The organism is Neglectibacter caecimuris, from assembly GCF_034335015.1.
GTDB classification, from domain to species: Bacteria; Bacillota; Clostridia; order Oscillospirales; family Acutalibacteraceae; genus Acutalibacter; species Acutalibacter caecimuris_A.
Window position 1 is genome coordinate 15,295 of the sequence record NZ_JAWXXK010000007.1, and the last position, 22,855, is coordinate 38,149.

General features: G+C 56.7%; 20 protein-coding genes. All 20 read left to right on the forward strand.

Translation table 11 applies throughout. The annotated features are described in order from the left end of the window. Positions 1 to 310 precede the first annotated feature (310 nt). The 20 genes from U8T64_RS10640 (at position 311) to U8T64_RS10735 (ending at position 22,332) form a co-directional block, all read left to right on the forward strand. On the forward strand, positions 311 to 2,104 hold the full coding sequence (locus tag U8T64_RS10640) for a vWA domain-containing protein (RefSeq protein WP_322183395.1): 1,794 nt from the start codon (positions 311 to 313) through the stop codon (positions 2,102 to 2,104). Positions 2,105 to 2,182: 78 nt separating this feature from the next. Continuing rightward, on the forward strand, positions 2,183 to 2,329 hold the full coding sequence (locus tag U8T64_RS10645; RefSeq protein ID WP_322183396.1) for a hypothetical protein: 147 nt from the start codon (positions 2,183 to 2,185) through the stop codon (positions 2,327 to 2,329). Between the two features lie 256 nt (positions 2,330 to 2,585). Next, positions 2,586 to 3,290: a UMP kinase gene (gene pyrH, locus U8T64_RS10650; RefSeq protein WP_322183397.1), complete on the forward strand. Its 705-nt coding sequence runs from the start codon at positions 2,586 to 2,588 to the stop codon at positions 3,288 to 3,290. A 55-nt stretch (positions 3,291 to 3,345) separates the two neighbouring features. Further along, positions 3,346 to 3,900 (forward strand): ribosome recycling factor, encoded by a 555-nt coding sequence (frr, locus tag U8T64_RS10655; RefSeq protein WP_322183539.1) that lies wholly within the window; start codon positions 3,346 to 3,348, stop codon positions 3,898 to 3,900. Between the two features lie 55 nt (positions 3,901 to 3,955). Further along, positions 3,956 to 4,699, forward strand: coding sequence for an undecaprenyl pyrophosphate synthase (gene uppS / locus U8T64_RS10660; RefSeq protein WP_322183398.1), 744 nt, complete (start codon positions 3,956 to 3,958; stop codon positions 4,697 to 4,699). A gap of 48 nt (positions 4,700 to 4,747) precedes the next feature. Continuing rightward, positions 4,748 to 5,569, forward strand: a complete 822-nt coding sequence (locus tag U8T64_RS10665; RefSeq protein ID WP_322183399.1) for a phosphatidate cytidylyltransferase — start codon at positions 4,748 to 4,750, stop codon at positions 5,567 to 5,569. A gap of 190 nt (positions 5,570 to 5,759) precedes the next feature. Next, positions 5,760 to 6,917 (forward strand): 1-deoxy-D-xylulose-5-phosphate reductoisomerase, encoded by a 1,158-nt coding sequence (locus U8T64_RS10670; protein ID WP_322183400.1) that lies wholly within the window; start codon positions 5,760 to 5,762, stop codon positions 6,915 to 6,917. A 15-nt stretch (positions 6,918 to 6,932) separates the two neighbouring features. Continuing rightward, positions 6,933 to 7,298 carry a hypothetical protein gene (locus U8T64_RS10675; RefSeq protein WP_322183401.1) on the forward strand — a complete coding sequence of 122 codons (366 nt, stop codon included), beginning with the start codon at positions 6,933 to 6,935 and terminating at the stop codon, positions 7,296 to 7,298. An 11-nt stretch (positions 7,299 to 7,309) separates the two neighbouring features. Further along, positions 7,310 to 8,377, forward strand: coding sequence for a M50 family metallopeptidase (locus U8T64_RS10680; RefSeq protein ID WP_322183402.1), 1,068 nt, complete (start codon positions 7,310 to 7,312; stop codon positions 8,375 to 8,377). A gap of 64 nt (positions 8,378 to 8,441) precedes the next feature. Further along, positions 8,442 to 9,494, forward strand: coding sequence for a flavodoxin-dependent (E)-4-hydroxy-3-methylbut-2-enyl-diphosphate synthase (gene ispG / locus U8T64_RS10685; RefSeq protein WP_322183403.1), 1,053 nt, complete (start codon positions 8,442 to 8,444; stop codon positions 9,492 to 9,494). 42 nt (positions 9,495 to 9,536) lie between these two features. Further along, positions 9,537 to 13,886 carry a PolC-type DNA polymerase III gene (locus U8T64_RS10690; RefSeq protein ID WP_322183404.1) on the forward strand — a complete coding sequence of 1,450 codons (4,350 nt, stop codon included), beginning with the start codon at positions 9,537 to 9,539 and terminating at the stop codon, positions 13,884 to 13,886. A 31-nt stretch (positions 13,887 to 13,917) separates the two neighbouring features. Next, the gene (locus U8T64_RS10695; RefSeq protein ID WP_322183405.1) at positions 13,918 to 14,934 is read left to right on the forward strand and encodes a S66 family peptidase; all 1,017 of its coding nucleotides are present in this window, start codon (positions 13,918 to 13,920) and stop codon (positions 14,932 to 14,934) included. Between the two features lie 453 nt (positions 14,935 to 15,387). Next, positions 15,388 to 16,593 (forward strand): ATP phosphoribosyltransferase regulatory subunit, encoded by a 1,206-nt coding sequence (gene hisZ / locus U8T64_RS10700; RefSeq protein WP_322183406.1) that lies wholly within the window; start codon positions 15,388 to 15,390, stop codon positions 16,591 to 16,593. Further along, positions 16,590 to 17,249 (forward strand): ATP phosphoribosyltransferase, encoded by a 660-nt coding sequence (gene hisG / locus U8T64_RS10705; protein ID WP_322183407.1) that lies wholly within the window; start codon positions 16,590 to 16,592, stop codon positions 17,247 to 17,249. Before hisZ ends, hisG begins: the two co-directional genes overlap by 4 nt. Continuing rightward, a complete protein-coding gene (hisD, locus tag U8T64_RS10710; protein ID WP_322183408.1) occupies positions 17,246 to 18,538 on the forward strand; it encodes a histidinol dehydrogenase in 1,293 nt (430 codons plus the stop codon). Before hisG ends, hisD begins: the two co-directional genes overlap by 4 nt. A 16-nt stretch (positions 18,539 to 18,554) precedes the next feature. Continuing rightward, positions 18,555 to 19,607: a pyridoxal phosphate-dependent aminotransferase gene (locus U8T64_RS10715; RefSeq protein ID WP_322183409.1), complete on the forward strand. Its 1,053-nt coding sequence runs from the start codon at positions 18,555 to 18,557 to the stop codon at positions 19,605 to 19,607. A 20-nt stretch (positions 19,608 to 19,627) separates the two neighbouring features. Further along, a complete protein-coding gene (hisB, locus tag U8T64_RS10720; RefSeq protein ID WP_322183410.1) occupies positions 19,628 to 20,212 on the forward strand; it encodes an imidazoleglycerol-phosphate dehydratase HisB in 585 nt (194 codons plus the stop codon). Between the two features lie 19 nt (positions 20,213 to 20,231). Further along, positions 20,232 to 21,332 (forward strand): 1-(5-phosphoribosyl)-5-[(5-phosphoribosylamino)methylideneamino]imidazole-4-carboxamide isomerase, encoded by a 1,101-nt coding sequence (hisA, locus tag U8T64_RS10725; protein WP_322183411.1) that lies wholly within the window; start codon positions 20,232 to 20,234, stop codon positions 21,330 to 21,332. Next, positions 21,329 to 21,652, forward strand: a complete 324-nt coding sequence (gene hisE, locus U8T64_RS10730) for a phosphoribosyl-ATP diphosphatase (protein WP_322183412.1) — start codon at positions 21,329 to 21,331, stop codon at positions 21,650 to 21,652. Before hisA ends, hisE begins: the two co-directional genes overlap by 4 nt. Continuing rightward, positions 21,649 to 22,332: a class I SAM-dependent methyltransferase gene (locus tag U8T64_RS10735; RefSeq protein ID WP_322183413.1), complete on the forward strand. Its 684-nt coding sequence runs from the start codon at positions 21,649 to 21,651 to the stop codon at positions 22,330 to 22,332. Before hisE ends, U8T64_RS10735 begins: the two co-directional genes overlap by 4 nt. Positions 22,333 to 22,855: the final 523 nt, after the last annotated feature.

Sequence of the window (22,855 nt, forward strand, 5' to 3'; positions counted from 1 at the left end):
CAGCGATTTGATGAGGCTTTCTGCGTAAGCCCGATCCCTTCCGTCATGCTTACGCATGCCACCTCCCCTTGTAAACAAGGGGAGGCTGAGGGTAGATAAATCCCAATTTAGAAAAGGCTGCAAACAGCGAAGATGCTGCTTGCAGTCTTTTCGCTCTTGATCTCAAATAAATGCTCATTGCTAATTTCTCATTCCTCATTGCCACTCGAAAAGCCTTCCTGTGAAAAAGACTCCTTCTTCTGCCCATGCTTTGACAGAATTCCGGTTTTTCCCGGAGTATACTGGAGGAAACAGGGGAAAGGAGGCCGGTATGAAGGCGAAGCGAAATTGGCTGAAAAAAGGCGCGGCCCTGCTTTTGTTGGCGGCAGGGTTTCTTTTTGGGGGCGGGGCCCCCGGAAAAGCGCTGGACTATGAATCCGGGGTCAGGAGCAGCAAAAGCGTTTCGGCGCGGAAGGAAACAGTAAGATCCTTTCAAATGGAATATCAGGTGTGGTCGGAGGATTGGGTAGGCCGGGAGGCCGCGCCCTGTGATGTGATCCTGCTGCTGGAATACTCCTCCCGAATGAAAGAAACAGCGTCCGTCCAAAAGGGAAACGAGACCCGGCTGGAGCGGCTGCGGGCAGATGCGGCGGAGTTTTTGGAGGGGCTGGGAGAGCTTTCTCCAAATTCCCGGGCGGGCCTGGTGTTTTTCGGAGGCGGTAAGGGGCAGACGGAGCTGACAGCCTTGAACAGTCTGGGCCGAAAAGCGCTGCGGGAAGCCGTAGCGGAGCAAAAAGCTTCCAACACGGAAACGCTGGAATATGCGGAGGCTCTGGAACGGGCTCAGGCTATGGCGGAGGCCGGGAGAAAGCAGAATGATCGCCCACTGTATCTGGTCACGGTGACTGCCGGAGATTGGGCGGAGGAAGGAACAGAGGCGCTGGCACAACTCCAGGAGCTTCGCAAGAGCGGGGCGCGGAGCTACACTGTTTCCCTGTGCGGCGACCCGCCTGAGACAGCGGAAGAATTTTGGCAGTCCATGTCTTCGGCGCCTCTTTCCACCCACCACTATGTAAGCGCGGGAGAGCCCGGCGGATATTTGAAGCAGATCCAGCGGGATATCGCGGCGGTGCTTTCGGTGGAGGTGGTTCAGCGGCTGGATCCCCGGTTTACCCTGAGTGAAACAGAGCAGAAAAGGCTTCGGGAAGAAGGAGCTCATCTGCTGGCCGGGCCGGACGGCGCCTGGGAAATCTCCTGGGAGGTGCCGCTGCCCCGAAATAAAAGCTCCGCCTGGACGGCTGCCCTGACCTTTCAGGCCAGAGAGGAGTTTCCCGGCGGCAATGATATCGTGACAGATGGGGAAGGCAGCGGTATCTACCGTGCGGGCGAAGAGATCGCCCCGCTGACCCGAACCACTGTGAATGTGCCTCTTTCTTTAGTGTTGGCCGACTTGGAAACTGAGCTTTTTTCCGGAGAAAAGGTCAAAACCTGGTATCAGGGGAAAAGTGTGGAGGAAGCCCTGACGGCCTCCCCTCAGCCTGCCTGGTTTGGAAAGGGAAAAACAGGCAGCTTTTCTTATTTCTGGGAAACAGAAGAGGGGAGCCCCATCGGCTCCCTGAAGCAGTTAAACACGTTGCGGCCCGCGTCTGACACGGTTTACCGCCTGAAGGTGACCTATCACCCTTATTCGGAAGGGGTGCTTTCCGCCGGTTCTCCGGTGAAGGTCACGGAAAAAGCCGCCCTATACCGCGTAAAACTGAAAACGGGGAAAATACGGATCAAGGCCCGGGCGGGAACCGATGTGGAGCTGGACAGAAATTCCTCCATGCAGTTTCGGCTGGAGCGTGACACCGGGGAAACCTTTTACCGCACCGCTTTTCTGGAAGCGGATCCGGAGGGAGGAAAGCTGTCTCTGGAGGGGGAGCTTTCCGGTCTGCCCTTCGGCGTATATACTGTGATCCCCACGTTCGGAAATGGACTGGAATGCACGGAAAGCTTTCAGGTCTGCCGACTGGGCGTATGGGAGGAGGACGATACCATAAGCACGGACCGCGCAGAAGCCCAGGTACACTTTACCCTGAAGCGTGCGTCGTTTTGGAAAGACTCCCGGAAAAATCATTCATAGGGACAAAGAGGAAAACAGTAAAATTTATGAGGCGGCGCCTGAAGTCAGCTGCCGCCGATCAGAAGGAGAAAGTATCGGATGCTTGAGGAAGGGAACGCTATGTATCTTGCGATCATTTTGGCCTATGTGATATTGACGGTGGGGATCTGCTGGCTTTTAGCACTGCGGGGAAGCCGACGAAGCCGCGGGAAAGAAAAAGAAAAAAGCCCGGTGGATAAGCTTTAGGCTGCAAACTGCGGTAATAGCTTTCAGAAAGATTAATTTGAAAAGCAAAAGGCCGGAAGGAGAGTGAAAAATCCCTTCCGGCCTTTTCCAGACCAAAGAGAAAGAGTTTCCCTTTTCTTTCCGAAGAAGGGGATTTTCGCCTTTACAAAGATTGGGATATCATGTAAAATAGAGGCAAGTATAAAAAAGGATGCCGCGCAGACCGCATAGGCTGTTTTTGCGGGTATGCCCGGCTTCCGGGAACGGAGCGATAAAAATGGTACCGAAATATAAGAGAGTCCTGCTAAAGCTCAGCGGGGAATCGTTGGCGGGAAAGCAGGGGCACGGCATTGATTTTGATACCGTGATGGAGATCTGCAAGCCCGTGAAACAGTGTGTGGATATGGGCGCGGAGGTGGCCATTGTAGTGGGCGGCGGCAATTTCTGGCGGGGCCGCAGCAGCGGGCAGATGGACCGTACCAGAGCCGACCACATGGGTATGCTGGCCACTGTCATCAACGCCCTGGGCGTGGCGGACGGTCTGGAGCAGCTGGGCCTGGACGTGCGGGTGCAAACGGCCATTGCCATGCAGGAGGTGGCGGAGCCCTACATTCGCAACCGGGCGGTGCGCCACCTGGAAAAGGGCCGGGTGGTGGTATTTGGCTGCGGCACGGGAAATCCCTTCTTTTCCACAGATACCGGTGCCGCCCTGCGGGCCGCCGAGATCGACGCAGACGTGATCCTGAAGGCCACTATGGTAGACGGCGTGTACGACAGCGACCCCAAGAAAAATCCGGAGGCTGTAAAATACGAGGCGCTTTCCTACATGGATGTGTTGAACCAGAACCTGGGCGTGATGGATATGACGGCGGCCTCCTTCTGCAAGGACAGGGATATTCCCTTCCTGGTATTCAGCATTGAAGACCCGCAGAATATCGTTCGGGCAGTGACAGGGGAGAATGTGGGCACGCTGGTTCAATAAATAAAAGCAAACCGCTGAAGAAGCGATCAGAAAGGAAGATATTCACATGGCAGAAATGAAGGAAGTATTTGAAAAAGCAGAGCGTAAAATGGGCAAGTCCATAGAGCATTTGGAAGAGGAGTACGCCGCTGTGCGCGCAGGCCGCGCCAACCCCGCCGTGCTGGATAAGATCATGGTTGATTATTACGATACCCCCACGCCTATCAATCAGCTGGCGGCGGTGGCGGTGTCGGAAGCCAGGGTGCTTACCATTCAGCCCTGGGATGTTTCCGTGCTGCGGGGCATTGAAAAGGCCATTCAAACCTCCGATCTGGGTGTGAACCCGCAAAACGATGGTAAGATTATTCGCCTGGTGTTCCCTCCCCTCAATGAGGAGCGCCGCCGGGAGCTGGCCAAGGAGATCAGCAAAATGGCGGAGGAGGCCAAGGTGGCGGTGCGCGCCATTCGTCGGGACGCCATTGAAAAGCTGAAGGATATGAAGAAAAACGGCGATATCACCGAGGACGACCAGAAGCAGGGAGAAAAGAAAATTCAGGATCTGACGGATAAGTATGTAAAGAACGTGGATGCGAGTTTCCAGCGCAAGGAAAAGGAGATCATGGAGATCTGATCCTGGCTGATGTTCTGCAAAGAGTTTTGCGATCCTGTTTCCGGAAGGAGCGGCTATGTTTTTCCGAAAAAAGAAGGCGTTAAAAGAATTCCCCGGGGCGGCGGTGATCCCCGCCCATGTGGGGATCATTATGGACGGCAACGGCAGGTGGGCGAAGCAGCGCCGTCTGCCTCGTTCTGCCGGGCATAAGGCCGGTGCGGAAAATTTCCGCACTATTACCCGCTACGCGAAGAAGGTGGGGATAAAATATCTGACGCTGTATGCCTTTTCCACCGAAAACTGGTCCAGGCCCGCGGAGGAAGTGAATGCCCTCATGGGCCTTTTTCACGACTATCTGGAGGAAGCCCTGCGGGATTTCATGGAAGAAAATATCCGGGTTCGCTTTATCGGTGATATTTCCGCTTTTTCTCCGGAGCTTCAGGCCCTGATCCACGAGGTGGAGGAGGCCTCCGCCCCGAAAACCGGTATGGTGCTGAACCTTGCCATGAATTACGGCGGCCGGGCGGAGATCGTCCGCGCGGCCCGGCGGTATGCCCGCGAAGCGTTGGAGGGAAAAGCTGTTCCAGAGGAGCTTTCGGAGGAGGGGTTTTCCCGGTATTTCTACACGGCGGGCCAGCCCGACCCCGACTTGATCATTCGCCCCAGCGGGGAAGAGCGGATCTCCAATTTCCTGCTGTGGCAGAGCGCTTACGCGGAGTTTGTCTATTTCGATATCCTGTGGCCCGATTTTAAGCCACGGGATCTTGATGAGGCGATTCAGATCTATTCCCGGCGTCAGAGGCGGTTCGGCGGTGTATAAGGGGCTCCTTCCAAGGAAATTTATGAAGAAAACAAAGGAAGTATAGAAATGAAGCAGCGTGTTTTGTCCGGTGCCGTGCTGGTGTTGTTTTGCGCGGCAATCATTGTGTTCAACACCTCTTTCCCACTGGCGTTGAATATTGCTGTGGCCTTGATTTCCGTGATCGCCATGCACGAGATCATAAAGGCCATGGGGCTTCAGAAAAAATGGTTTTTGTGCCTTCCCTCCCTGGCGGTGGGAGCGGCGGTGCCCTTTACCGATGGAGACCTGCAGCTTCTTGTATACTGCCTTTTCACGGCGTTGGTGTTCTCCGCCATGATCCTGTATCATCAGGAGACCACCTTCAAGGAGGTGGGGGTGCTGTACAGCATGGCGGTGCTCATTCCCTCCGGCTTGCAGTGCCTGGTGGCCCTGCGGGACTTAAACCCCGCCCATGGTATGTATTATGTGCTCATTGCGGTGTTTTCCGCCTGGGTGGCGGATGCGGGCGCGTATTTCGCGGGCACCTTTTTTGGGAAGCACAAGCTTTGCCCGGAGATCAGTCCCAAAAAGACGGTGGAAGGGGCCATTGGCGGCATGGTCGTCAACGTGGCCTTTATGCTGCTCAGTGGCTTGGCGCTTTCGCAGGGCATGTATCACGGACAGGTGCAGGCCCATTACCTGCCCCTGTTTTTGATCGGCTTTTTCGGCTCTCCCATTTCCATCTTGGGGGACCTTAGCTTTTCCCTGATCAAGCGAAGCTGCCACATTAAGGATTTCGGCTCGGTGATCCCTGGTCACGGCGGGATCCTGGACCGGTTCGACAGCGTGATCTTCACAGCGCCCTTTGTCTATCTGCTGGTGCGCTGGCTGCCGCTGGTAACGGGCTGAAGAAGGGCTTTGGCAGTTCTGAGAGCTGGTTTTACCTCTCGCCACACACGTTGAAAGAGGAAAAAGGCTTTAGGGCAACACTGCACAATTCACGGCTCTCGCCTTAAGGGCATCTGACGGGCTATTTTTTCGTCATATGCCACTTAGAATTATGCAGTATTGCCCTAAAGAAAGGAAAAGGGTCATAAATATGAAGCGTTTGGCTTTGCTGGGCTCTACCGGCTCCATCGGCACCCAGACTCTTGAGGTGGTTCGTGGGCTGGAAAAGTCCCGGTGTCCCGTTAAAATCGAAGTGCTGGCGGCTCGTTCCAATATCCGGCTGCTGGAGGAGCAGATCCGGGAGTTCCGCCCCGCAGCAGCAGCTGTATTCGATCCTGATGCGGCCCGGGAGCTGCGGACCCGCGTGCGGGATCTGGATATCACCGTGCTGGAGGGTATGGATGGCCTGTGTGAGGCGGCGGCCTGGGAAACGGCAGATATCACATTGAACGCCGTGGTGGGCATGGTGGGGCTGCGGCCTACACTGGCGGCCATCAGCGCCAAAAAAACACTGGCCCTTGCCAATAAGGAGACCCTGGTGGCGGGGGGAAGCCTTGTGATGGAGGCGGCCCGGGAAAACGGTGTGAAAATTCTTCCGGTAGACAGCGAGCATTCCGCCATTTTCCAGTGCCTTCAGGGCTGTCCCAGCCCCGAGGCGCTGAACCGGCTGATCCTTACCGCTTCCGGCGGTCCCTTTTTCGGGAAAAGCCGGGAAGAGCTGCGGGAGATCACGCCGGAGCAGGCCCTGCGCCATCCGAATTGGGAGATGGGGGCAAAGGTCACCATCGATTCCGCCACCCTGATGAACAAGGGGCTGGAGGTAATCGAGGCCTCCTGGCTGTTCGGGGTGCCGCCGGAGCAGATCGAGGTGGTGGTCCACCGGGAGAGCATCGTTCATTCCCTGATCGAATATCGGGATCATTCCGTGCTGGCCCAGCTGGGCCAGCCGGATATGCGCATTCCTATTCAGTACGCCCTGACCTATCCGCAAAGGTTTCCCTCGCCGGTAAAGCGGCTGGAGCTGTGGAAGCAGGGAAATCTGACCTTTTTCCCGCCGGATCTGGAAACCTTTCGCTGCCTGCCCGTGTGCATTGGCGCCTTGAAGCGCGGGGGGCTGGCCCCTGCCGCCGCCAACGGGGCAAATGAAAAGGCGGTGGAGCTGTTTTTATCGAAAAAAATATCCTTTTTGGAGATCGGGCAGCTGGTTTTCGCCGCAGTGGAAAACCAGCCGGACGCTCCGGCGGCTTCTCTGGAGGCGGTGCTGGAGGCGGATCTCCGGGCAAGGCAGTTTGTGGAGAGCTGTTGTTAGCCAGCAGGTTCAAATTTGAACCCGCTGAATAGTGGCAGCAAGCGATATATTGCCGCTTTTCGGCTTATCGTCCCAGGCAAAAGGCGCGAATGTTCCACAAGCGAAGCATTCGTCTGCTGTCGTCCGGAGCTTGCGAAGCAAGCTTTTCGTACCGAAAATCGACAATATCTCACCAGTTTTCAGTTTGAAGAAGTTTTTCCGGAGTGGATTTTTGTCCGACTTGGGCAAAAGCGTTGTATTTCTAATCGATGGGCGGACGAAAATACGCCCGGCAAAACCGTGGTTCAAATTCATGCCGTCTGGCTAACTGAGAGGGAATTTGGAAAAGCTGTTACTATCCCGTCAGAACAACCGCCGCCTGAGCGGCAGGCATTCTTTTAGGAGATGATTTTTTGCACGCGCTGACAGTTGCTTTGCTTATTATCATAGGAGTTCTGCTGTTCGGGTTTATGATCTTTTTTCACGAACTGGGCCATTTTCTTATGGCGAAGGCCTCCGGGATCCGGGTCAATGAATTTGCCTTGGGCATGGGGCCGAAGCTGTTGAGCTTCGGAAGAGGAGAGACCCGGTATTCCCTGCGGCTGTTTCCCATTGGAGGGTATTGCGCCATGGAGGGGGAAGACGAGGAAAGCGCCGATGAGCGCGCTTTTTCCAATAAGCCGGTATGGCGGCGAATCTTAGTGGTGATCGCCGGCGGGCTCTTTAACATCATTCTGGGCTTCTTCCTGATGCTGCTCGTGTTGGGCCAGCAGGATACCTACGCCACCACCGAGATCGCGAAATTCGCGGAAAATTCCCGGCTGGAGCTTGCCGGGGCCCAGGTGGGGGATAAGATCACCGAAATTGACGGCTACGCTATTTACACGGACAGAGATCTTTCCTTTGCTCTGGCTTTAGCTGACCCGGATTCCGTTTCCATGAAGGTGGAGCGGGAGGGCCAAAGGGTGGATCTTGGAACGTTTATGCTGAACGCCCAGGAGATCGAAGGCGGCAAGCGAGTGGTATCCATGGATTTTTGGGTACAGCCGGAGCGGCGTACCTTTCTGGGGCTTGTGGGCCGCTCGGCGGCGGATACCTTTTCCATGGCCCGTATGGTCATAGAAAGCCTGAAGGGGATCGTGACCGGAAGGTTCGGCTTAAACGATGTGGCGGGCCCGGTAGGCACCGCCCAGGCCATTTCCCAGGCGGCGGGAGCGGGGCTTCAGCAGGGCTTTCTGCCGGCGGTAAACAACATTGTGCTGATGATCATTATGATCACCGTGAACCTGGGTGTTGTGAACCTTCTGCCCCTGCCCGCGCTGGACGGCGGCAGGCTGCTGTTCCTTCTGTGGGAGGGGATCACTCGGAAGCCGGTGCCCCAAAAATATGAGGGCTATGTTCACGCGGCAGGCTTTTTCCTGCTGATGGGGTTGATGGCGGTGATCACCTTCAGCGATATCCTGCGGATCATACGGGGCTGAAAACAGGGCTGAAAAGGGCCTGTTGCGAAGCGGAAAACGGGGAAAGTGTAAAAGGAGAGCGGGAATGGAGAAAAGAAGAGAATCGGTTCGTGTTATGGCGGGAAACGTTCCCATAGGCGGAAACGCGCCGGTCACGGTGCAGTCTATGCTCAGCGTGCCCTCTACCGATGTGGAGGGCAGCGTGCGGCAGGCGGTGCGTTTGGAGCAGGCGGGCTGTGAGATCCTGCGCGCAGCCATTCCCGATATGGCCGCCATAAAGCTGATCCCCGCCATCAAAAAGCAGGTAAAGCTCCCGCTGGTGGCGGATATCCATTTCGATTATAAACTGGCCTTGGAGGCGGCGGCCGCCGGGATCGACAAGATCCGCATCAATCCCGGAAATATCGGAGAGGAATCCCATGTAAAGGCCGTGGCGGATGCCTGCCGCGCCCGGAAGATCCCCATTCGCGTGGGGGTGAATTCCGGCTCGGTGGAAAAGCATATCCTGGCAAAGTACGGCGGCCCCACGCCGGAGGCTCTCTGCGAAAGCGCTTTGTATCATGTGGGGCTTTTGGAAAAATTCGATTTTACCGATCTTGTCATTTCCCTGAAGGCTTCCTCTGTGGATACCATGATCCGTGCTTATGAGCTGGTGGCGGAGCGGTGCCCCTACCCGCTGCATTTGGGGGTAACGGAAGCGGGAACTCTCCGCATGGGGCTGATGAAGTCCGCTGTCGGCATCGGCAGCCTTTTGCAAAGGGGGATCGGTGATACGATACGGGTCTCTCTTACCGCCGACCCGGTGGAGGAGGTCAAAGCCGGGCTCGACCTGCTCCACGCCTTAGAGATGCGGGGCGGGGTGAAGCTCGTTTCCTGCCCTACCTGCGGGCGCACCCGCATCGATTTGATCTCTTTGGCCAATCGAGCGGAAGCCGCTTTGGCGGGCTGTAAAAAAAATATCACCGTGGCCGTTATGGGCTGCGCGGTCAACGGGCCGGGAGAAGCCAGGGAGGCGGATCTCGGCATAGCGGGCGGCCAGGGAGAGGGCCTGCTTTTTAAGAAGGGGAAAATTTTGCGAAAGGTTCCGGAAAGCCGCTTGCTGGAAGAGTTGCTTCTGGAGGTGGACAAGCTGGACTAGCCGGACAGTTGCTCTATATCGGAAAGGGAAAGGGGAAGTCACTTGAACACGCTGGGGAAATTTTTTCAAAAAGAACTGGAGGGCAAAACCTTTCCCACTGTTTTGCTGGACGGAGAGATCACAAATTTCTCTGTGAACCGGGGAGACCGGGCGGTGAAAATATCCGCCCGGTTTTCGGAGTTTGTGGAGTACGCGGAGCTGCTGCGTCTTTCCGAGGCGCTGGAGGGCCCGGCCTTTGGGCTGAGCACCGTAAAGCTTCTGCCCCGGTTTCCGGGAGAAGCCTTTTCCGCGAAATGCGTCACCTCTCTGGTGCTGGCGCTGAAGGAGCTGGACGCCACCTTGAACGGCACCTTCAAGCAGGCGGAGGCGGAATACCGGGAAGGGAAGCTTTCCATTCGCCTGGCCCACGGTGGTTATGATCTGCTGGCGGCCCACAATACCGACCTGAAGCTCAAGGAGCTGGTGCGGGAATGGTTCGGCGTTGATTGCGCCGTGGAATTCACCGGAAAGCTTGCGGTCAAGGAGGGGGAGGGCTCCCTGCTGGAGCAGGTGCGCACGGAAGAGACCAAGCGCCGGCGGGAAGCGGCCATTCAGGAAATGGAGGAATATGAGGAAGCCCTGCAGGAGCGGGCCAGCCGCAGAAAGCTCAGCATTCGGGAAGGAGAAACCCTTCTGCCCACCATCATTCCCGAAACGGCAAGGCCGGTGCTGGGCACGGTGCCCAAGGGAAAGCTTACCCCCCTGCGGGAGGCTGCCATCGATTTGGGAAATATCGTGGTCTGGGGCGAGATCTTCTCCGTGGAATCCAAGGAGACCAGGGACAAGGCCCGAAAAATTTACAGCATTGATATCACCGATTACAGCGGTTCCGTCACCTTAAAGCTGCTGCAAAACATCGGGGAATGCAAGGAGCTGGACAAGCTGAAGGCCGGGCAATCCCTTTTGGTGCGCGGCGCTTTGGAATACGATAAATACGATAGGGAAAACGTCATGCGCCCCAGGGCCATCGCCACGGTGGATCAGGTGGAGATCGTGGACGACGCGCCGCAAAAGCGGGTGGAGCTGCATTTACATACCAGCATGTCCGATATGGACGGCATGACGCCCCCGGCTCAGTTGATCCGTCAGGCCTACAAATGGGGCCAAAAGGCGGTGGCCATTACCGACCACGGCGTAGCCCAGGCCTTCCCGGAAGCCATGAACACGGTGGAATCCATTCGCAAGGAGGACCCGGAGTTCAAGGTGATCTACGGCATGGAGGCCTATTTTGTAAACGACCTTGTTCCGGCGGTAACAGGGGAAAGCGGCCGTTCCCTCAGCGAGGATTTTATCTGCTTCGACTTGGAAACTACCGGCCTTTCCGCGGCAAAGGACCGCATTACGGAGATCGGCGCTGTGAGAATTCGGGGCGGTGAGGTGACAGATCACTTCGATACCTTTGTAGACCCGGAGCGGCCCATTCCCCAAAAGATCACAGAGCTCACCAGTATTACCGATGAAATGGTGGCGGGCGCGCCAAAGGAAGCGGAGGCCCTAAAGGCCTTTTACGAGTTCTGCGGAGACAGCGAGATCGTGCTGGTGGCCCACAACGCGGGCTTTGATACCTCCTTCCTCCGGGCGGCGGGAGAGCGGACGGGCATTCCCTTTTCTCACCCGTATATCGATTCCGTGCCCATCTGCCGTTCTCTTTTGAAGGATATCAAAAATTGCAAGCTGGATACGGTGGCGGATTATTTGAAGCTCAAGCCCTTCCAGCACCACCGGGCGGACGACGATGCCGCAGTGCTGGGAGAGATCTTCCTGAACCTCATCAGCCGCCTGAAGGAGGACTGCGGTGCGGAAAAGGTAGCGGATATCAACACCGCCCTGGCGGGCAGCGACCCCAAAAAGCTTCCTGCCTATCATCAGATCATTCTGGTCAAAAATCACACGGGCCTGAAAAACCTGTACCGGTTGATTTCAGAAGGACACCTGCGCTATTTTTATCGAAATCCGCGCACGCCCAAAAGCCTTTTGAACAAGTACCGGGAGGGTCTGATCATCGGCAGCGCCTGTGAGGCGGGCGAGCTGTTTCGAGCCATCGTGCGGGGAGAACCTTTTGAAAACCTCTGCAAAATTGCCGAATATTACGATTATCTGGAGATCCAGCCAACCGGCAACAATATGTTTCTGGTGCGGGAAGGCAAAACGGATCTGGAGGGGCTGAAGGAATATAACCGCATGGTGGTAAAGCTCGGCGAAAAGCTCAAAAAGCCGGTGGTAGCTACCTGTGATGTGCATTTTAAGGACCCCAGAGACGCGGATTTCCGTAAGATCCTCATGGCGGGCCGGGGCTTTACTGACGCGGAGGATCAGGCCCCGCTGTATATGCGTACCACGGCGGAAATGCTGAAGGAATTTTCCTATTTAGGTGAAGAAAAGGCCTTTGAGGTAGTGGTCACAAACCCCAGTAAGATCGCGGATATGATCGATTATATCCGCCCGGTTCCCATGGGGAATTTCCCGCCCTTTATCGATGGCGCCGAGGAACAGCTGAATTCCATCACCTGGCAGCGGGCCAAGGAGAAATACGGCGATCCCTTGCCCGAGATCGTGGAAAAGCGGCTGGAAAAGGAGCTGGGCTCCATCAATAAGCACGGTTTCTCCGTGCTCTACATGACCGCCCAAAAGCTGGTGGCGAATTCTGAGGCTCACGGCTATCTGGTTGGCTCCCGTGGATCGGTGGGCTCTTCCTTTGTAGCCAGCATGTCCGGTATTTCTGAGGTAAATCCCCTGGAGCCCCACTATGTCTGCCCAAGCTGCAAGTACAGCGAGTTTATTACGGACGGCAGCTATGATTCCGGCTTCGATCTGCCGCCCAAGGATTGTCCCCACTGCGGTACGGCCATGGAGCGGGACGGCCACACCATTCCTTTTGAAACCTTCCTGGGCTTCGATGGGGACAAGGTGCCCGATATCGACCTGAATTTTTCCGGCGAATACCAGAGCGATTCCCACCGCTATACGGAAGAGCTGTTCGGCAGAGACAATGTGTTCAAAGCCGGTACCATTGCCACCGTGGCGGATAAAACCGCCATCGGCTATGTGCGAAAATACGCCGAGGAACGGAACATGACCTTCCACAAGGCGGAGGAAAAACGGCTGGCTTTGGGCTGTACGGGTATCAAGCGCACCACAGGCCAGCACCCCGGCGGCATGATCGTCATTCCCCGGGGTATGGAGGTTTACGATTTCTGCCCGGTACAGCACCCCGCAAACGACCAGAAATCCGACAACATCACCACCCACTTCGATTTCCACTCCATTCACGACAACGTGTGCAAGCTGGACGAGCTGGGCCATGATGTGCCTACCATCTACCGCTATTTGGAGGATTATACCGGCATTCCGGTCATGAAGGTTTCCATGAGCGATCCGGAGGTGATGAGCCTGTTCGAGTCTCCCAAGGCCCTGGGTGTTACCCCAGAGGACCTGGGCGGCGTGCGTACAGGCACCCTGTCCCTGCCGGAGCTGGGAACTCCCTTTGTGCGCGGCATGCTGGAGGAGTGCAAGCCCACCAGGTTCTCCGACTTTTTGCAGATCTCCGGCTTGTCTCACGGCACGGACGTGTGGCTCGGAAACGCTCAGGAGCTGATCCGTGACGGCACTTGCACCATTTCCGAGGTGATCGGAACACGCGACCAGATCATGGTCTATCTGCTCAATAAGGGGCTGGACCCCAAAATGGCCTTTAAGATTATGGAGATCGTCCGAAAGGGCAAGGCCACGAAGCTATTGACAGAAGAGCATATTGCCGCCATGAAGGAGCACAATGTGCCTCAGTGGTATATCGATTCCTGCTTTAAGATCAAATACATGTTCCCCAAGGCCCACGCCGCGGCCTACATGATCGCGGCTTTGCGGCTGGGGTGGTATAAGGTGCACAGGCCCCTGGAATTTTACGCCGCGTATTTTACCGTGCGCAGCGATGATTTTGACGGCGTTTCCGCCATCGGGGGCAAGGACGCCGTTTCCCGTAAAATGCGGGAGCTGGATACAAAGATCAAAAACCGGGAGGCCAGCGCCAAGGAAGAGGGCGAATTCGGCACTCTGCAGATCATCAATGAAATGCTGGCCAGAAAGATCGAACTGCTTCCTGTGGATCTCTATCGGTCCGACGCCACGAAATTTCTGGTGGAGGACGGAAAGATCCGGCTTCCCTTCTCTTCTCTGGGCGGCGTAGGAGGCGCGGCAGCCATCAGCCTGATGGAAGCGAGAAAAACCGGGGGAGAGTATATTTCCATCGACGACCTGCAGTCCCGGGCTAAGGTGTCCAGCGCTGTCATTGAAACTCTGCGCAGCGTAGGGGCTTTGAGCGGCATGCCGGAAAGCAGCCAGACAACGCTGTTTTAACGGCGATCCTGATAAGAATTGAGGTGCTTCCATGACGGAATTGATCAAACCCGCAAGGCTGCGGCAGGGAGATACCGTAGCGGCTATCTCTGTTTCCGGCGGTCGCGCCGGAGACGAGGATATGCGCTGGCGCTATGAATTGGGGAAAAAGCGCCTGGAGGAGTGCTTTGGCCTGCATGTGGTGGAAACCCCTCATGCCCTTGCGGGCAGCGACTATCTGTACCAAAACCCCGAAGCCCGCGCGGAGGACTTGCTCTGGGCCCTGAAAAACCCGCGGATAAAAGGGATCATCGCTAATATGGGCGGTGACGATTCTTACCGGCTGCTGCCCTATCTCGACCTTCAGGCAATACACGATAACCCAAAAGTATTTCTTGGCTATTCAGATATCACGACCACCTGCGCATGCTTTACTCAGGCGGGTGTGATGAGCTATTACGGCCCGAATGTGCTCACGCCTGTGGCTCAGCCGGGCAGTCTGGATCGCTATACCGAGGCCGCCATTCGCAAGGCGCTGTTTTCCGGTGAACCGATCGGGCCGGTAGAGCCCTGCTCCCGCTATACACAGATCGAATGGCGGAATAAACCGGAAACAGAGATCGTTTGGCAGGAAAATCCCGGCTATCAGCTTCTTCAGGGACAGGGAAGCGTTACGGGAAGGCTGCTGGGCGGCTGCTTGGGCCCCTTGCAGCAGATCATGGGTACAAAAGTTTTTCCGAAAGCGGAGGACTGGGAAGGCTGCATTCTCTTTCTGGAAAACGGCTCTCCCTACGGAAGCGCTTTGGCCGGGCTTCACGGCTGGCGGGCGCTGGCAGCTTGCGGCGCGCTGGAAAAATGTGCCGGCATCGTCACCACGGCCATGAACGAGGAGGAAAAAGAGATCCTTCTGAAGGTGCTGAAATTTGAGGTTCACCGGGAGGAGCTGCCTGTGCTGACCAATGTGGATTTTGGGCACCGCACGCCAATGACGGTGCTGCCCTTGGGCGCCCTGGCGGAGATAAACTGCGAAAAAGCCGCCTTTGCCATATTGGAGAGCGGTACAGCCTGATAGTTTTAGAGCCTCTTCCAAAAATAATCGGTAGCTTCACTTGACAAGGGTAAACACGCCTCATGGGGCCTCAAAGGGCGCGCTGGCACGTTTTCGTCCTTGCCGGGCGACAGCCCCCCTGCGGATTGCAGCCTTGCCATCACACCCTTTGAGGTCCCCTGAGGTCCGAAGGAGTTTTGCGGGAGCAGGAGGTGTTCCCGCAAAACCGTGTTTCCCCCTGTTAAGTGAAGCTGCACATCTTGCTTGCATATTTTCAACCATACATCGTTGGTTTTCCTAGCCGGGCGATAGCCCGTCCGCAAAAAACTGCCTTGTCTGGCTGAAAATCTGACGGCGCAATCTGCGAACATCTTATTTCAGGATAGGCTCTTACTACAATTTGTTTGCCGGGGCTTGACAAATAGGCTCCGGCGATTTATTATAGTAGCATGCTAAAGCAGAAGGAGGGCGCCCATGAAAACCTACAGCAAGCTCACGCCGGAGGGGACCCGGGATATTCTTTTGGGAGAATGCCGGGCTCAGCGGGAGGTACAGAGGCGGGTCTCCCGGGTTTTTACGCTGCGGGGCTATCACGAGGTGCTCACGCCCGGGCTGGAATATTACGATGTGTTTCGCTTGCCCGGGGCGGCGCTGTCCCAGCAGGAAATGTATAAGACCACGGATAATCACGGCAGGCTTTTGGTGGTGCGGCCCGATTCCACTCTGCCCATTGCCAGAATGGCCGCTTCCCGGCTGCAAAACAGCCCCAGGCCCCTGCGGCTGTTTTACAGCCAGCGGATCTACCGCAACCGCCCCGATCTTTCCGGGCGCAGCGATGAATGCACTCAAATGGGCATTGAACTGCTGGGGGCCTCCGGCCTTCGGGCCGATCTGGAGGCCATTTCCCTGGCGGTGGCGGCCCTTTCCACCTGCGTGAGGGATTTTCGGGTGGAGATCGGTCACGCCAGGCTGTTTCCGGCCCTGGCAAGCAGGCTGCCCCTGCCGGAGGAAAAGCGGGAAGAGCTGCGGGACGCCATCGAGTCCAAAAATTACGGAATGCTCAGCGCCCTGCTGGATCCCCTGGGAGACAGCCCCGCGGTGGAGAGCATGAAGCGATTGCCCCGGCTTTTCGGCGGGGAAGAGGTTTTGCGGGAGGCGGAGCGCTGGTGCACCGACGCGGAAAGCCGGGAAACCCTGAGCTCTCTCAAAGCCCTGTACGCTTCCCTGAAGGAGCTGGGGCTGGGAGACAGGCTGATGGTGGATCTGGGCCTGGTACAGTCCCGGGATTATTACACCGGGGCGGTGTTCAGCGCCTATGTGCAGGAGCATGGGGACGCCATTCTTTCCGGCGGCCGGTACGATGAGCTCTGTGGGAAATTCGGCATGCCCATGCCGGCGGTGGGCTTTGCCCTGGATCTGGACGCGGCCGCTGCCCTGCTGCCGGAGTTTCAGGGGGAAGCTCAGCCGCCCGAAGTGTTGATTCACGGGGAAGCAGGCTATGAGATAACGGCGTTGCAGCTGGCGGATTCCTTCCTTTCCCAGGGCATACCCTGCGAGTGCTCTGTGTTCGATACACTGGAGGAAGCCGTGGACTATGCGGAAAAAACCGGCATTGCAAAGGTGCTCTGTGTGGGAGAAACCACACGGGAGCTGCCGGTGGGAAAGGGGAGAAAGCCATGAAGCCGCTGCGAATGGCCCTGACAAAGGGCAGGCTGGAGCAGGCCACGGTAGCGCTGCTGGAAGCCTCCGGCATGAACTGCGGCAGTCTGCGGGAAAAGGGCAGAAGGCTGATCCTGCCGGTGGGCGGGCCGGAAAGCGTCCCGGAGCTGGAGGTGGTCCTCTCCAAGGCTCCCGATGTGCTGACCTATGTGGAGCATGGGGTCTGCGAGCTGGGCGTGGTGGGAAAAGATGTGATCCAGGAGCATGGAGGCCGCTTTTTTGAAATTTTGGACCTGGGCTTCGGCAGGTGCGGCTTTGCCTTGGCCTGCCCCAGGGGGGCGGACTTTTTTCACGGGTATCAAAGCAAGACCGTTGCCACAAAATATCCCAATGTGGCAAGGCGCTTTTTTGAAAGCAAGGCCATGGACGTGCGCATCATCAAGATCGAAGGCTCTGTGGAGCTTGCGCCCCTTTTGGGCCTGGCGGACGGGATCGTGGATATTGTGGAAACGGGAGCTACCCTTCGGGAAAACGGCCTGGAGGTGGTGGAGCGCATTTCGGAGATCTCCGCCCGGCTGATTGTCAACCCCGCCGCCATGAAGCTGCGGAAAGGGGAAATAGAAGAGCTGGCCGCCCGTTTGGAACGGGAAAAAGCAAGGGAGGAAGCAAAGCGATGATCAAAACAGTAACAGGCGGCAGGGAAGCCTGCATGGCCTTTTTGGAGGAGCTGAAGCGGCGGGCGGGTCAGGCAAGCCCTGCTGTGGAGCAGTCTGTGGCGGAAATTGTGGAAGCGGTGCGGCAGCGGGGGGAGGAAGCTGTCAAGGAATATTCCAGAAAGTTCGATGGCTGGACGCCGGAAGCCCTGGAGCTGACCCGCCCGGAAATGGAGAAGCTCTCCAAGGAGTGCGACCCGGCTTTTTTGGATTCGCTGAAGCTGGCGGCGGAAAATATTCGGGCTTTCCATCTGCGCCAGAAGCAGCAGAGCCGTATCGATCCCATGGCAAACGGCGTGATCACCGGCCAGCGGGTGCGGGGGCTGCACCGGGTGGGCGTGTATGTTCCCGGCGGCACGGCGGGCTACCCCTCCTCGGTGCTGATGAATGTGATTCCCGCCAAGGTGGCGGAGGTGGGGGAGATCGTCATGGCCACGCCTCCCGGCCGGGCTGGAAGACCGGACGCCAATATCCTTGCCGCCGCGCTCATCGCCGGGGTGGACAGGGTGTTTTTGATGGGAGGCGCTCAGGCTGTGGCGGCGCTGGCCTATGGCACGGAAACGGTGCCCAGGGTGGATAAGATCGTAGGCCCGGGCAATATCTTTGTAGCCACGGCCAAAAAGCAGCTTTACGGCGTGGTGGATATCGATATGATCGCCGGGCCCAGTGAAATTCTGATCCTTGCCGACAATACCGCCGACCCGGAGTACCTGGCGGCGGATCTGATGAGCCAGGCGGAGCACGATCCCATGGCCTCCGCGATCCTCATTACCGATTCCCAGTCCCTGGCGGAGCGCACGGTAAGCGCCCTGTACCGCCAGCTGGAAGGGCTTTCCCGGAAGGAGATCATCGAAAAGTCTTTAGACAGCTTCGGCGCGGTGATCGTCTGTGATACCATGAAGGAGGCGATACAGTTTGCCAACGACCTTGCCCCGGAGCATTTGGAGGTCTGCTGTGAAAACCCCTTCGGATATCTCGGAAGGCTGGATAACGCCGGCTCTGTCTTTTTGGGAAACTACTCCCCGGAGCCCCTGGGAGATTATTTTGCCGGGGCCAATCATGTGCTGCCTACAGGGGGTACGGCCCGGTTTTTCTCCCCCTTGTCCGTAGACGATTTTATCAAGAAATCCAGCTTTATCTACTATCCCAGGGAAGAGCTGCTGAAGGCCGCCGACCACATTATCCGGCTGGCGGAAACAGAGGAGTTGACCGCCCACGCCAATTCCATCAAGGTCAGGCTGGAAAAGCAATAGGATCGGAGGCTGTTCTATGTACGAATTCAATGAAAAGCTGAAAGCGCTCACGCCCTATGCCCCGGCGGAGGCGGAGGGAATGATCCGCCTGGACGCCAACGAATCCTTCCTGCCCCTGCCGGAGGACGCCCTGCGGGAGGTGGGGGAGGCCTTGAGCCGGGTGGAATTCAACCGCTATCCCGATCCCGCGGCGAAGGAGCTGTGTAAGGCCTTCGCGGAATATTACGGGGTCCCGGCGGAATGTGTGGCGGCGGGAAACGGCTCCGATGAGCTTATCACCGTGCTTTTTTCCGGCTTTCTGCAAAAGGGAGAGGCCTACGCCACCGTGGAGCCGGATTTTTCCATGTATTCCTTCAACGGCTTCGTGCAGGAGGCCCGCCATGTTGCCCTTCAAAAAACAGCGGATTTTCAGCTGGATATTGACAAGCTCATTGAAACCTGCAACAATGAAGAAGTAAAGCTTTTGATCTTCAGCAATCCCTGCAATCCCACCTCAGTGGTATGCCCCAGGGAGGAGCTCAGGCGGCTGGTGCGGGGCGTAAAGGCACTGGTGGTGCTGGACGAGGCCTATATGGATTTTTCCGGCCAAAGCCTGCTGCCGGAGGTTCAGGAATACGAGAACCTGGTGATCCTTCGCACCTGCTCCAAGGCCATCGGCATGGCGGCGCTGCGGCTGGGCTTTGCCGTGGCCCGGAAAGAGCTGATAAGCGCGGTGCGGGCGGTAAAATCCCCCTATAATGTGAATACGGTCTCTCAGCTTTTGGGAACCGCCGTTCTCCGCCGGAAGGACGCTTTAAAGCGGGCGCGGCGGGAGATCCTGCGCTCTCAAAATGCGCTGGTATCGGATCTGAAGCAGCTGGAAAAGCGGTTTTCGGGCCGTTTCCGCTTGCTGCCGGGAGAAACGAATTTCGCAGCGCTTGTACTGCTGGAGGGGGAGGCCCTGTACCGCTTTTTGTGGGAGCAGGGCATTGCCGTGCGGTACACAGGGGGCCTTTTGCGGGTCACCTGCGGTAAAACGGAAGAAAACAAGGCCTTTTGTGCCGCGCTGGAGCGCTGGCTGCAAAAATAAACAGAAAGAAGGAAACCGGTATGGAACGGTATGCGGAGCTTCACCGGGAAACAAAGGAAACCGAGGTTTCCGTTACGCTGTCCTTAGACGGCGGCGAAAGCAAAATTTCCACGGGAGTAGGTTTTTTTGACCATATGCTCACCGCCTTGGCGGTTCACGGCGGTCTGGGCCTTACCGTGAAGACGGTGGGCGATTGGGCGGTGGACTGCCACCATACCATTGAAGATACCGGCATTGTGCTGGGGCAGGCCTTTAGGGCGGCTCTCGGAAACAAGCAGGGGATCTGCCGGTACGGCAGCGCCTTTATCCCCATGGACGAGGCGCTGGCCTTCGCGGCGGCGGACTTCAGCGGCAGGTCCTACCTGGTATTCCGGGGCGAGTTCCCCCAGGAAAGGGTGGGAGATTTCGATACCTGTATGACAGAGGAGTTTTTCCGCGCCTTTGCCGTAAACGCGGGGCTTACCCTGCATTTGGAGTGCAAATACGGCAAAAACTCCCATCACATGATCGAAGCGCTGTTTAAAGCCGCGGCCCATGCCCTGAAGGACGCCATCAGCCTGTCCGGGGATCAAAGCGCGGTTCTGTCGTCCAAGGGCGTTTTGTAAAAAAAGGGGGGGAGAAGCTATGATCGTGTTACCGGCCATTGATCTGAAGGACGGAAAATGCGTCCGGCTGTATCAGGGAGATTACAGTACCGCTGAAGTGGTGGCGCCCGATCCCGTTTCCACCGCCTGCCGGTTCCAGGAGCAGGGCGCTCACTGGATCCACATGGTGGACCTGGACGGCGCGAAGGACGGAAAGCCCAAAAACACGGATTCCATCTTACAGGTGCTGCAAAATACCGACGTTCACATTCAAGTGGGTGGAGGCATTCGGACCCGGGAAACGGTGGAGCGGTATCTGGAGCAGGGAGTCAGCCGGGTGGTGCTGGGCTCTGTGGCCCTGCGGGACCCAAGCTTTGTGCGGGAAGCGGTAAAGGCCTATGGGAAAAGGATCGCCGTGGGGATCGACGCCCTGGACGGAAAAGCTGCCGCCGAGGGCTGGACGGAGCAAAGCGAAATTGGATATCTGGAGCTTGCCAGACGCATGGAGGACGCGGGCGTTTCCTATATCATCTTTACTGATATTTCTCATGATGGCATGATGAACGGCCCGAACCTGGTCATGCTGGATAAGCTGAACCAGGCGGTAAGCTGCAATATCATTGCCAGCGGCGGCGTCAGCAGCCTGCTGGATCTTGTGGCGCTGCACGACCTGGGACTTTACGGCGCCATTGCCGGGCGCTCTGTCTATAACGGCGCTCTGGATCTGCGGGCGGCGATCATTGCCTGCCACAAGGTTTCCCAGAAGCGCCCGAAAACGGCTTCCGCCGTAGACGATGAAATCGACCGCTACTTTCAAAAATCCGAGCTGCTGCCGGTGATCGTGCAGGAGGACGAAACCGATGAGGTGCTGATGCTGGCCTATATGAACCGGGAATCCCTGAAAAGATCCTTCGAGACGGGAGAAACCTGGTTCTACAGCCGCAGCCGAAAGCAGCTGTGGCACAAGGGAGAAACCTCCGGCCATATTCAAAAGATCGTCAGCGCCTATACCGACTGCGACGACGATACTCTGCTGCTGCGGGTCAAGCAAACCGGCGCGGCCTGTCATACCGGGAACCACAGCTGCTTCTTCCAGCGGCTTACCCCGGACCCCGAACGAAAAGAGGAACAGAGCGTATGAACGTATTGCGGGAATTATATGAGACCGTCCTTTCCCGGAAATCGGAAAAAGCAGAGGGCTCCTACACTTGCTACCTGTTTGAGCAGGGGCTGGATAAGATTTTGAAGAAATGCGGCGAGGAATGCAGCGAAACCATCATTGCTGCCAAAAACGGCGACCCCAAGGAAACGGTGCTGGAGCTCAGCGACCTGCTCTATCACCTTACCGTGCTGATGGTGAATGAAAATATTCCCTTGGAGGCTGTGGAAGCGGAGCTTGCCCGCCGAAGCCAAAAGCAGGGCAACCTGAAAACCTTTCATCAGGTGGACAAAAACACATGAGCGATCTTTCTTGGAACGTATCCTCCTGGAAACAGGAGCCGCTGCCTTGGAGCTGGCGGGAAAAGGTATTGGATTTTCTGAAGCCGGGGGATCACCTGCTGGATCTGTCGCCAGGCGATGGTGAATTCCTGTTGTCTCTGCGCCACCCCCGAGAGCTTTGCTTTGCGGCGTGTGGGCAGGGGCAGCCGGAAGATGCGATAAAACGGCTGGTTTCTTCCGGCGTGAAAGTAAAGCGGCAGGAAAATCCTGCTTCTTTGCCGTTTCCCGATAACAGCTTTGATCTGCTTCTTGATAACGGCGGGCCTTATGAACTGTCGGAAGTGCACAGGGTGCTGAAAAAAAGCGGTTTTTTTCTCACTCAGCAAAGAGGCGGACAAGACAGCGCCCTTCTGCGCCGGCGCCTGCTGCCGGGGGAAAGTGATATCAGAATAGACTGGAACCTGGAAAACCAGGCGCCGAAATTTTCGAAGGCCGGGTTTCGGATCATGTATCGGAACCAGGCGTATCCTAATGTGCGCTTTTTCTCAGAGGAAGCATTGCGGGGCTATGCAAAAAAGCGTTTCGGAAGTTTTTCGGATCGTATGGAAAGCGATTTTCACTGGTACGAAGAGGAACTTCAGAAACGTGGTTTTGCGGAAAATACAGAGCACCATTTCCTGATCATCGCAAAAAAGAAATAAGACCCGCCGCTTTGGTTCATTTCCGAAGGCGGCGGGCTTTTTCTTTGTTTTATATTCCTTGAAAGCCAGAATATTGGATAGTAGATGCCAGACAGCGAAAATACCACATAGTGGCGCGAGGAAGAGAAAAGAGAAACAGCCGGTAAATAGGAATTTGCAGCGTTGGTTACAACGCTTGTGCCGCTGCACCCACTCGAGAAGCTGTTTGGTGCAGGAGACTGGTTTCCGACCCGACCAACGGCGAGGTACTCACTCTCCGTCTGTCATTCCTGAGCAAAAAGCGAAGCCAGCCTCGCTTTTCTGGCAAAGCAAGCTTTGCTGCCGCGAAGAATCTTGCCCTTTGAATCTTTTTTAAGGGCTTTCAGGTCGAGATTCTTCGTTCCTCAGGATGACACGAGGGAACTGTGCGGCAAATTGGAATTTGGCGGGCTGACGAATAGCGGAAACCCCTAAACTATAATTTAGTGGTCTCTCGTTTACTCTCCACCTGTCATTGCCTGAACAAAAAAACAAAGCAAGCTTT

Excerpts from the sequence above, each read along its gene's own strand:
- U8T64_RS10640 (WP_322183395.1), top strand. The coding sequence starts at position 311 with ATGAAGGCGAAGCGAAATTGGCTGAAAAAAGGCGCGGCCCTGCTTTTG.
- U8T64_RS10645 (WP_322183396.1), top strand. The coding sequence starts at position 2,183 with ATGCTTGAGGAAGGGAACGCTATGTATCTTGCGATCATTTTGGCCTAT.
- pyrH (WP_322183397.1), top strand. The coding sequence starts at position 2,586 with ATGGTACCGAAATATAAGAGAGTCCTGCTAAAGCTCAGCGGGGAATCG.
- frr (WP_322183539.1), top strand. The coding sequence starts at position 3,346 with ATGAAGGAAGTATTTGAAAAAGCAGAGCGTAAAATGGGCAAGTCCATA.
- uppS (WP_322183398.1), top strand. The coding sequence starts at position 3,956 with ATGTTTTTCCGAAAAAAGAAGGCGTTAAAAGAATTCCCCGGGGCGGCG.
- U8T64_RS10665 (WP_322183399.1), top strand. The coding sequence starts at position 4,748 with ATGAAGCAGCGTGTTTTGTCCGGTGCCGTGCTGGTGTTGTTTTGCGCG.
- U8T64_RS10670 (WP_322183400.1), top strand. The coding sequence starts at position 5,760 with ATGAAGCGTTTGGCTTTGCTGGGCTCTACCGGCTCCATCGGCACCCAG.
- ispG (WP_322183403.1), top strand. The coding sequence starts at position 8,442 with ATGGAGAAAAGAAGAGAATCGGTTCGTGTTATGGCGGGAAACGTTCCC.
- U8T64_RS10695 (WP_322183405.1), top strand. The coding sequence starts at position 13,918 with ATGACGGAATTGATCAAACCCGCAAGGCTGCGGCAGGGAGATACCGTA.
- hisZ (WP_322183406.1), top strand. The coding sequence starts at position 15,388 with ATGAAAACCTACAGCAAGCTCACGCCGGAGGGGACCCGGGATATTCTT.
- hisG (WP_322183407.1), top strand. The coding sequence starts at position 16,590 with ATGAAGCCGCTGCGAATGGCCCTGACAAAGGGCAGGCTGGAGCAGGCC.
- hisD (WP_322183408.1), top strand. The coding sequence starts at position 17,246 with ATGATCAAAACAGTAACAGGCGGCAGGGAAGCCTGCATGGCCTTTTTG.
- U8T64_RS10715 (WP_322183409.1), top strand. The coding sequence starts at position 18,555 with ATGTACGAATTCAATGAAAAGCTGAAAGCGCTCACGCCCTATGCCCCG.
- hisB (WP_322183410.1), top strand. The coding sequence starts at position 19,628 with ATGGAACGGTATGCGGAGCTTCACCGGGAAACAAAGGAAACCGAGGTT.
- hisA (WP_322183411.1), top strand. The coding sequence starts at position 20,232 with ATGATCGTGTTACCGGCCATTGATCTGAAGGACGGAAAATGCGTCCGG.
- hisE (WP_322183412.1), top strand. The coding sequence starts at position 21,329 with ATGAACGTATTGCGGGAATTATATGAGACCGTCCTTTCCCGGAAATCG.
- U8T64_RS10735 (WP_322183413.1), top strand. The coding sequence starts at position 21,649 with ATGAGCGATCTTTCTTGGAACGTATCCTCCTGGAAACAGGAGCCGCTG.